The 9,308-nt window shown below is 52.0% G+C and carries 6 protein-coding genes; 5 read left to right on the top strand and 1 reads right to left on the bottom strand.

The genetic code is table 11. The annotated features are described in order from the left end of the window. The first annotated feature begins 184 nt into the window (after window positions 1-184). From JHU38_RS06865 to aspA, 4 genes are read left to right on the top strand one after another with little or no spacing between them, the layout of a single operon-like run. On the top strand, window positions 185-1,531 hold the full coding sequence (locus JHU38_RS06865) for an anaerobic C4-dicarboxylate transporter family protein (protein WP_107581149.1): 1,347 nt from the start codon (window positions 185-187) through the stop codon (window positions 1,529-1,531). Window positions 1,532-1,570: 39 nt separating this feature from the next. Further along, on the top strand, window positions 1,571-2,620 hold the full coding sequence (gene ansB, locus JHU38_RS06860; RefSeq protein ID WP_107581150.1) for an L-asparaginase 2: 1,050 nt from the start codon (window positions 1,571-1,573) through the stop codon (window positions 2,618-2,620). Window positions 2,621-2,643: 23 nt separating this feature from the next. Next, window positions 2,644-3,852 (top strand): porin, encoded by a 1,209-nt coding sequence (locus JHU38_RS06855; protein ID WP_107582298.1) that lies wholly within the window; start codon window positions 2,644-2,646, stop codon window positions 3,850-3,852. Window positions 3,853-3,879: 27 nt separating this feature from the next. After that, window positions 3,880-5,286 carry an aspartate ammonia-lyase gene (gene aspA / locus JHU38_RS06850; RefSeq protein ID WP_107581151.1) on the top strand — a complete coding sequence of 469 codons (1,407 nt, stop codon included), beginning with the start codon at window positions 3,880-3,882 and terminating at the stop codon, window positions 5,284-5,286. A 98-nt stretch (window positions 5,287-5,384) separates the two neighbouring features. Here aspA and JHU38_RS06845 read toward each other — a convergent pair whose 3' ends face one another. Continuing rightward, window positions 5,385-5,867 carry a hypothetical protein gene (locus JHU38_RS06845; RefSeq protein ID WP_146156974.1) on the bottom strand — a complete coding sequence of 161 codons (483 nt, stop codon included), beginning with the start codon at window positions 5,865-5,867 and terminating at the stop codon, window positions 5,385-5,387. Between the two features lie 108 nt (window positions 5,868-5,975). Between JHU38_RS06845 and JHU38_RS06840 the strand changes: the two genes are divergently transcribed. Further along, complete coding sequence (locus JHU38_RS06840) at window positions 5,976-9,308, top strand: glycosyltransferase family 117 protein (RefSeq protein WP_107581153.1); 3,333 nt, start codon at window positions 5,976-5,978, stop codon at window positions 9,306-9,308.

Here is a 9,308-nt window from a genome sequence, read left to right as displayed (position 1 = left end):
TGCTACTATTTAACGATATGTAAAACTTAAATGCGATTTTATCGCATCAGTACTAATAGACAAATATACGATTTGTTTTGAAATTTACAAAAATAAGTAAGAAATTTATAAATACGCACTTCGTAGAAATCCATATCTTTGCGGATATATAACAATCCGGAACTAACGAAACAATTACACCTGTATGGCAACTACCTTAGTATTACTACAATTGTTCATCGTACTGACCCTCATCTTCATTGGTGCCCGAGTGGGCGGCATAGGATTGGGTATCTATGGCATGGTCGGCGTTTTTATCCTCATCTTTGTTTTTGGTCTCCAACCGGGCAAGCTGCCTATCGACGTCATGCTCATCATCGTGTCGGTTATCACGGCGGCGGCAGCTTTACAGGCGTCCGGAGGCCTTGATTATCTCGTAGGACTGGCAGCGAAGTTTCTTCGGAAACATCCTGAACACATCACTTTCTACGGTCCGCTGACCACATGGCTTTTCTGTCTCGTTGCCGGAACGGCCCATACCTCCTACTCCCTGTTACCTATCATTTCCGAAATTGCCACCAACAGCAAGATCCGCCCCGAACGGCCGATGAGTGTTGCCACGATAGCGGCGTCGCTTGGAATCACGGGAAGCCCGGTTTCGGCTGCCACGGCAGCCGCCATCAGTACGGATCTGTTAGGCGGTCTGGGTATTGAACTCAAAGATATCCTCATCATCTGCATTCCTGCTTCGCTCATCGCTATCCTTGTAGCCTCATTCGTCCAGAACTTTATCGGCAAGGACTTGGAGAAAGATCCTGAATATATACGCCGCGTCAAAGAAGGAATCATCAATCCCGAAGAAGACGCCCGACTCATGGAACAGATGGAACAGAACCCCGACAAGCATGCCAAATATTCCGTCATAGCCTTTCTTTTCGGCGTATTCCTCGTTGTATTGTTCGGCTCGGTTCCCTCTCTTCGTCCCTCATTCATGATCGATGGCAAACTGACACGTCTTGGTATGCCCGAAACCATTGAAATCATCATGATGTCAATAGCCGCCATCATTCTGCTGGTGGGCAAAGCCGATGTCAGAAAAGCCGTACAAGGCAACGTGTTCGCGGCCGGAATGAACGCTATGGTCAGCATTTTCGGTATCGCCTGGATGGGCGACACCTTCTTCAACGGTAATCTGGCATTCTTCAAAAGCCACATCGCCGATATCGTTTCGCAATATCCTTTTCTCTTCTCTGTGGCTCTTTTCATCATGTCGATCATGCTGTTTTCTCAGGCGGCCACTGTTCGCACGCTCTATCCGCTCGGCATTGGACTGGGCATAGCGCCACTGGCACTCATTGCCATGTTTCCGGCCGTCAACGGATATTTCTTCTTTCCCAATTATCCTACCGAAGTAGCGGCCATTAATTTCGACCGAACAGGCACCACCCGCATCGGTAAGTATGTGCTAAACCACAGTTTCCAGGTAGCCGGTTTCATCACGACCTTTGTATCTATCGGCGTCGGCTACCTAATCATCACTTTCCTTTACTAAAATCATCACCCACTATCTATAACTAAAAACGATAAGATTATGAGAAACTTAAGATTCACCATGTTAGTGTTCGTTGCGTTAGTCATCAGCATTACGCTCTGCGCCAAGCCCAAAATCCGCATTATCGCTACGGGCGGAACCATTGCCGGTGTAGCCGCGTCGTCCTCTTCATCAGCCTATACGGCCGGACAGGTGGGCATTCAGACCCTCATCGACGCCGTCCCACAGGTAAAAGATTTAGCCGAAGTGAGCGGCGAGCAGCTTGTTAACATCGGTTCACAGGACATGAACGACCAGGTTTGGCTCAAACTGGCCAAGCGCGTCAATCAGCTTCTCAATGCCGAAGGCTACGACGGTGTACTCATTACCCACGGCACCGACACAATGGAAGAGACCGCCTACTTCCTCAGTCTGACCGTACACAGCGACAAACCTGTCATCCTCGTAGGCTCCATGCGTCCCTCGACGGCCATCAGCGCCGACGGACCGGCCAACCTCTACAACGGCGTGGCAGCGCTCTGCGATCCCACTTCCAAAGGGCATGGCGTGATGGCCTGCATGAACAACATGCTTATCGACGCCAAGAGCCTCTACAAGAGCCACACCACCGACTGCGCCACCTTTAAGGGTACATACGGACAGATAGGCTATGTCTACAACGGAAAGGCCTATTACACCTCCGAACCCACCTACCGCCACACCACTCGCAGCGAGTTCAACGTGGATAATCTCGACAAGTTGCCCCAGGTAGGTATCGTCTATGGCTATGCCAACGCTTCAGCCCTGCCGATGCAGGCCTTCGTGAATGCCAAGTTCGACGGTATCGTTCTGGCCGGCGTAGGCGACGGCAACTTCTACAAGGACGTGTTCGACGTGGCGCTGAAAGCCCGAAACAGCGGCATTCAGATCGTTCGCTCCAGCCGTGTTCCCACAGGACCGACCTGTCTCAACGGTGAAGTTGACGACAGCAAGTACCACTTCGTGGCCGCGCTCAACCTGAATCCGCAGAAAGCCCGCGTGCTGTTGCAGCTGGCACTGACCAAGACACACGACTGGCAGCAGATTCAGAAATACTTCCAGGAATATTGACCAAACCCTCAAAGCTTATGAAGATGAAAAAGACAATGCTGTCCGTCGCCCTTCTGGCGGCGGCAACGACCGCGAACGCGCAAGGCGGCAACACCGGCATGGGCGGTCATGACGGCGACTACAAGTCACTGGCCGAAAAGGTAGCCAAGCTCGAAAAGAAGACCGAAGCTTTCAACCTGTACTTCAATTACGCGGCCAGCTACCGATTGGAAAAGAACAGTCTGAACGACGACGCTACGTCGGGCTTTGCCAACAAGCAGCTGCGCATCGAGATGAAAGGTAACCTCGGCGATCACCTTTTCTATCGGATCCGCCACCGTCTCAACAAAGCCGATCAGGCACGAACCGAGGACAACTTCGCGAAAGCCACCGACATCATGATGGTCGGTTGGAAATTCAACGACAAGATGACAATCCAGGCCGGTAAGTTATGCCAGATATGGGGTGGATTCGAGTTTGATGAGAACCCGATGTATATCTATCAGTACAGCGACATGGTGGACAACATGGACAACTTCATGGCCGGTATCGTGGCGTCGTACAAGCCTGTTCCCACACAGGAACTGGCCGTCGAGATTTCCGATGCCAATACGGATAAGCTGAGCGACGTCTACGGCAGTCCCGCTTACTCGGTGGAAAGCGATGGAAGCGGAAAGCGCTTACTGAAGCAGGCTAACCATCCACTCACCTACATCGTCAACTGGAACGGTAGCTTTTTAGGCGGAAAGCTGAACACGCGCTGGTCTTGGGGCATTCAGACGCAGGCCGAACACAAGTACAGTCGCATGCTCGTTCTCGGCCAACAGCTCAACCTACCCCGCTTCCAGTGGTATCTGGATTATATGGGAGCCTTCGACGGACTCGACCGGTTGGGCATTGCCACCGCCGAACTGAAGCCGACATTCGGCGATAATGTGCCTACCTACTTCAGCGACGTCCACTACAACAGTTTCATTACCAAAGCCAACTGGCAGTTCGCGCCACAGTGGAACCTCATGGTCAAGGGCATGTACGAGACTGCCAGCGTCACGAAGATTGAAGCCTGCAAGGACTATCGCAAGAGCTACGGCTACATGGGCAGTTTGGAATACTATCCCGTGAAAGACCAAGACTTCCGTATCTTCCTGGCCTACGTGGGCCGCAAGTTCAACTTCAGCGACGAGTGCAAGCTGAAAGACTATAACACCAACCGTGTGGAGTTGGGCTTCATGTATAGAATCAAAGCATTTTAAACTCATAAACTCAAAAAGTATAATATTATGTCAGAACAAAAATTCAGAATCGAATCAGACCTTTTAGGCGAATTGAAAGTACCGGAGGAAGCATACTACGGCGTACAGACACAGCGCGGTATCGACAACTACCACATTTCACGCAAAAAAATGCGCGACTACCCCGACTATGTAATCGCCATTGCTTATGTGAAACTGGCTGCCGTGCAGACCAATCACGCCTTAGGTGTCATCAACGACGAGATTGCAAGTGCCATGGCACAGGCCTGCCGCGAACTCATCGACGGCAAAATGCACGACAACTTCCCCATCGACATGATGCAGGGCGGCGCCGGCACGTCGGTCAACATGAACGCCAACGAGGTCATCGCCAACCGCGCGCTCGAAATCATGGGCCACAAGAAGGGCGAATACCAGTATTGCTCGCCCAACGACCACTGCAACTGCGGCCAGTCCACCAACGACGTCTACCCCACCACGATACGCTATGCCATCATCCGCATGAACAAGACCCTCGTGGCCTCGCTCACCGGACTCATCAGCGCGCTGCGCTACAAGGCCGAAGAGTTCCAGGACGTGCTGAAGATGGGGCGCACGCAGCTGCAGGACGCCGTCCCGATGACCTTCGGACAGGAGTTCAACGCCTACGCCAACAACCTGGAAGAAGAGATACTCAACCTCGACCGCAACGTGAAACTGCTGCATGAAATCAACATGGGCGGCACGGCCATCGGCACGGGGCTGAACGCCGTGCCCGGCTTCACGAAGCTCTGCGCGGCCAACTTGAGCAAACTGACGGGCGAACCGTTCGTCGCCGCCACCGACCTGGTGGAGGCTACGCCCGACACCGGCGCGTATGTCAGCTACTCCGGTGCCCTGAAACGCCTGGCCATCAAGCTGTCGAAGATCTGCAACGACTTCCGTCTCATGGCCTCGGGGCCCCGCTGCGGCCTGCACGAAGTGAACCTCCCGCCGATGGCGCCGGGCTCTTCCATCATGCCGGGCAAGGTCAATCCCGTCATTCCCGAGGTGACCAACCAGGTTTGTTTCAAGGTGATCGGCAACGACACGACCGTCAGCTTCGCCGCCGAAGCAGGCCAGTTGGAGCTGAACGTGATGGAGCCGGTCATCACGGAGTGCCTCATCGAAAGCCTCATCTGGCTCCACAACGCGCTCGACACCTTCACCGAGAAGTGCGTACTGGGCATTACCGTCAACAAGGAACGTTGTCTCGAAATGGTCAAGAACTCCATCGGTATCGTGACGGCCCTCAACCCTTACATCGGCTACAAGAACAGTACGAAGGTTGCCAAGGAAGCGCTCGAAACCAACCGCTCGGTCTACGACATCGTGCTCGAAAAGGGACTGATGACCCAGGACAAGCTCGACGAAGCCCTCGACCCGAAGAACATGCTCGTTTCGCATAAGTTCTAACAGCGCTGACACACGCCAATTTCTCATACCCTCGATAGCTCTTCACACCGGCTATCGAGGGTTTTATAATGCACTTTGTAAGAAAAGAAGATGCTTTTTTAACACTTCCGGCACGACTCATCCAGTAGTTCCAAGAGACCGCCGGCACCTTTTTTCACGCAAAAAAATACAATCAGCGAGCAATTACATGCGCGATGAGGAGATAAAAGCATTGCTTTTAACTGCTCAAAGCAATGCTTTGACCGTGCAAAAAGGCCACAAAAAGCCACCAAAACACCCGTAATCGCAAGCCCAAAGCGGCACTTTGGCCAAGCAAAAAGCGCAACATACTGATTATCAACAATATATAAAAGCGGCTTAAAATCAAGAATTTGCGACCGAGCGCCTGCCGTTTTAAAATATCGCAAGCATTTGAGGGGTTCGTGTAAAGATTTTTCCGAAGGCTCTACCGGTATGCACGGTCCTTGTTTTTCCGCCTCGATAACCCCACGATCAAACTGTTCCTTCGAGACGCCCAAGCGACCGAAACGGCATGAAACATTAGAAAACCTTAACCATAAGCCAAAAAATTTGCATTTCAAAAAATATATAGTATCTTTGCACAGGTTAGATTGTGCCTACCGGCAAGGCCTTTTTGCCGACAGCTACACGATCTTTCCACGAAGATATTTCGAATAACAGATACAACAATGAAACAGTACAGATTGGTAGACAATATGATGGGCTGGCTGGCTTTCTTAATTGCCGCGTTCGTATATTGCTCTACGATTGAACCGACAGCCAGCTTCTGGGACTGTCCGGAGTTTATCACTACAGGTTACAAGCTCGAAATCGGTCACCCGCCCGGAGCGCCATTCTTCATGCTTACGGCCAATCTCTTTTCTCATTTCGCGAGCGACGCCTCTCAGGTGGCCCGCTGGGTCAACACGATGAGTGCCTTGTTGAGCGCCACCACAATTCTCTTTCTGTTCTGGAGCATCACACACCTCACCCGCAAGCTCATCCTGAAAGACTGGAGCGAGCTGAATTTGAGTAAATTGATAGCCATTGAGGCTTCCGGATTGGTGGGCGCGCTGATCTACACATTCAGCGATACGTTCTGGTTCTCGGCCGTCGAGGGTGAAGTTTATGCCTATTCATCGGCCTTCACGGCCATTGTATTCTGGCTCATCCTGAAATGGGAAGATCATGCCGATGAACCTCACAGCGACCGCTGGCTCATTCTGATCTGCTACATGACGGGCTTGAGCATCGGCGTTCACCTGCTCAACCTGCTCTGTATTCCGGCTATCGTACTGGTATTCTGCTATCGTAAGTTCCCCGACATCGAAGTGAAAGGCTCCTTGTTGGCCCTGCTCGTGTCGTTCTTCATTGTTGCCTGTGTACTCTACGGCATTGTTCCGGGTATCATTACCGTGGGCGGATGGTTCGAACTGCTGTTCGTCAACATACTGGGTTGCCCATTCAACACCGGTGAAATCATCTATATCATCCTGCTGGTAGCTACCGTCATCTGGGCGATATACGAGAGTTACAACCACCGCAACGAGAAACGGGAGAACATTTCCTTTGTTTTGAGCGTCGCGCTCTTAGGTATTCCCTTTTACGGCTATGGTTGGAGCGCCGCCGTCATTGGCGTCATCGTCTTAGCTATACTGTGGTTTGTGCTCAACTATAAGAAAGTTGTCGATAAACAGAAAGTTTCGCTGGTTTCATCACGTATTAAAAACACAACTTTGCTGGGATTCCTGATGATTATGATCGGCTACTCAAGCTACGCGCTCATCGTCATCCGCTCATCGGCCAACCCACCGATGGACCAGAACTCACCCGAAGATATCTTCACCTTGGGCAGCTATCTGAGCCGTGATCAATACGGCGATCGTCCGCTTCTCTACGGTCAACCGTATACCGGACAGGTGAAACTGACGCAGGAGGGCAATATGTGCAGGCCCGTCAGCGATGAAGGAGCTCCGATCTACGCCCGTAAGGAAAAGAAATCGGCCAACGAGAAAGATTCCTATTTCATCGTGTCTCACAAGAACCGCTACGTATATGCCCAGAACATGCTCTTCCCACGCATGTACAGCAGTGCTCATTCCCAGGCTTACGAAGACTGGATGGGCGGCGTAGACGGTAACAACGTACCTTACGACCGTTGTGGAGAGCCGATGACCGTCAAGGTTCCGACACAGCTGGAAAACATACGCTTCTTCCTCTCCTACCAATGCAACTTCATGTATTGGCGCTATTTCATGTGGAATTTCGCGGGGCGTCAGAACGATATTCAAGGCAGTGGTGAACTCGAACACGGCAACTGGCTAACCGGTTTCTCCCTGCTCGACGACGCACGCTTGGGCGACCAGAGCAAGCTGCCCGACGACTTGAAAGCCAACAAGGGGCATAACGTGTTCTATTGCCTGCCGTTGCTGTTGGGTATCATCGGACTTTTCTGGCAGGCGTGGCGTGGTAAGCGAGGCATTCGTCAGTTCTGGGTGGTATTCTTCCTGTTCTTCATGACCGGATTGGCCATCGTCATCTATCTGAACCAGACGCCTATGCAGCCACGTGAGCGCGACTATGCCTACGCGGGATCATTCTACGCGTTCGCTATCTGGTGTGGTATCGGCGTGGCAGCGCTCATCGACCTGGCCAAGAAATATATAAAAATCAATGACGTAGCGCTGGCCTCCGTGCTGGGTGTCCTGTGCCTGCTCGTCCCTATTCAGATGGCCAGCCAGACTTGGGACGACCACGATCGCTCGGGCCGTTATACCTGCCGTGACTTCGGACAGAATTATCTGATGACGCTACAGGATAAAGGTAACCCTATCATTTTCACCAATGGCGACAATGATACCTTCCCCCTATGGTACAATCAAGACGTAGAAGGGGTGCGCCAGGACACACGTGTGTGCAACCTGAGCTACCTGCAGACCGACTGGTACATCGATCAGATGAAGCGTCCGGCCTATACCTCACCCTCCGTTCCTATCTCCTGGTCGCGTCTGGAATACTGTTCGGGCACCAATGATTACATAACAATCCAGCCGGAGCTGAAAAGTCAAGTGCTGCAATTCTACAAAGAAAACCCCGAACAGGCCAAACAGCAGTTCGGCGACCAGCCTTTCGAGTTGAAAAACATCCTGAAATACTGGGTTCGCAACGGCAAGAACGAGTTACATGTCATCCCCACCGACACGGTATATGTGACGATCGACAAGGCGGCCGTGAAGCGTAGTGGCATGATGATGGCCGGCGATTCCATCCCGGACCGCATGGTTATCTCATTGGCTAAGAAGAACGCGCTTTACAAGGGCGATCTGATGATGCTCGAAATAATCGCCAATGCCAACTGGATAAGACCGCTCTATGTAGCTCTGACCGTAGGTGAAGACAACTATATGAACTTAGGCGACAACTTCGTCAAGGAAGGCTTGGCCAACCGTATCACGCCTTTCACCACGACACCGCAGAGCGGTAATAAGAGCTATGACACCGAGAAGGTTTATAACAACTTGATGAACCGATACAAATACGGTAATCTGCAGCAGCGCGGACTCTATCTCGACGAGACGGTTCTGCGCCTTGTCTACACTCATCGGCGCCTGTTTGCGGAACTGGCCATACATCTGATACAGGAAGGCAAGCTGGACAAGGCCCGGAAAGTGTTGGCCAAATGCGAGGCCGAGATACCTACCTACAACGTTCCCTACAGCTTCCTGAGCGGTGGAACCGACATGGCTCAAGCCTATGCGCTGTTGGGCAACAAGGCCAAGGCACGGGAAGCCGTCAATGCCGTTTGGCGGGAAGCCACGCAGTATATCAACTGGTATCTGCTCCTCACGGGCGACAAGTTCAACCTCTCCATGTCGTCTTGCCTCCGGCAAATGAATATCATGCAGAATATCATACAGACGACGCAACTTGTCGACGCCGGTCTGGCAGTGAAACAAGGCGAGCAGTTTGAGCACTTCTACAAGCTCTATGTGGGCAAGGGCGGTGTTCTGCCCAAAGAATAA

Origin of the sequence: Prevotella illustrans, assembly GCF_017426725.1 — a bacterium.
Taxonomy (GTDB): Bacteria; Bacteroidota; Bacteroidia; order Bacteroidales; family Bacteroidaceae; genus Prevotella; species Prevotella illustrans.
This window is presented reverse-complemented; position numbering and strand designations above follow the sequence as displayed.

What these genes read in the sequence shown, in the direction of transcription:
- JHU38_RS06840 (WP_107581153.1), top strand. Translation starts at nt 5,976, where the DNA reads ATGAAACAGTACAGATTGGTAGACAATATGATGGGCTGGCTGGCTTTC.
- aspA (WP_107581151.1), top strand. Translation starts at nt 3,880, where the DNA reads ATGTCAGAACAAAAATTCAGAATCGAATCAGACCTTTTAGGCGAATTG.
- JHU38_RS06855 (WP_107582298.1), top strand. Translation starts at nt 2,644, where the DNA reads ATGAAAAAGACAATGCTGTCCGTCGCCCTTCTGGCGGCGGCAACGACC.
- JHU38_RS06865 (WP_107581149.1), top strand. Translation starts at nt 185, where the DNA reads ATGGCAACTACCTTAGTATTACTACAATTGTTCATCGTACTGACCCTC.
- ansB (WP_107581150.1), top strand. Translation starts at nt 1,571, where the DNA reads ATGAGAAACTTAAGATTCACCATGTTAGTGTTCGTTGCGTTAGTCATC.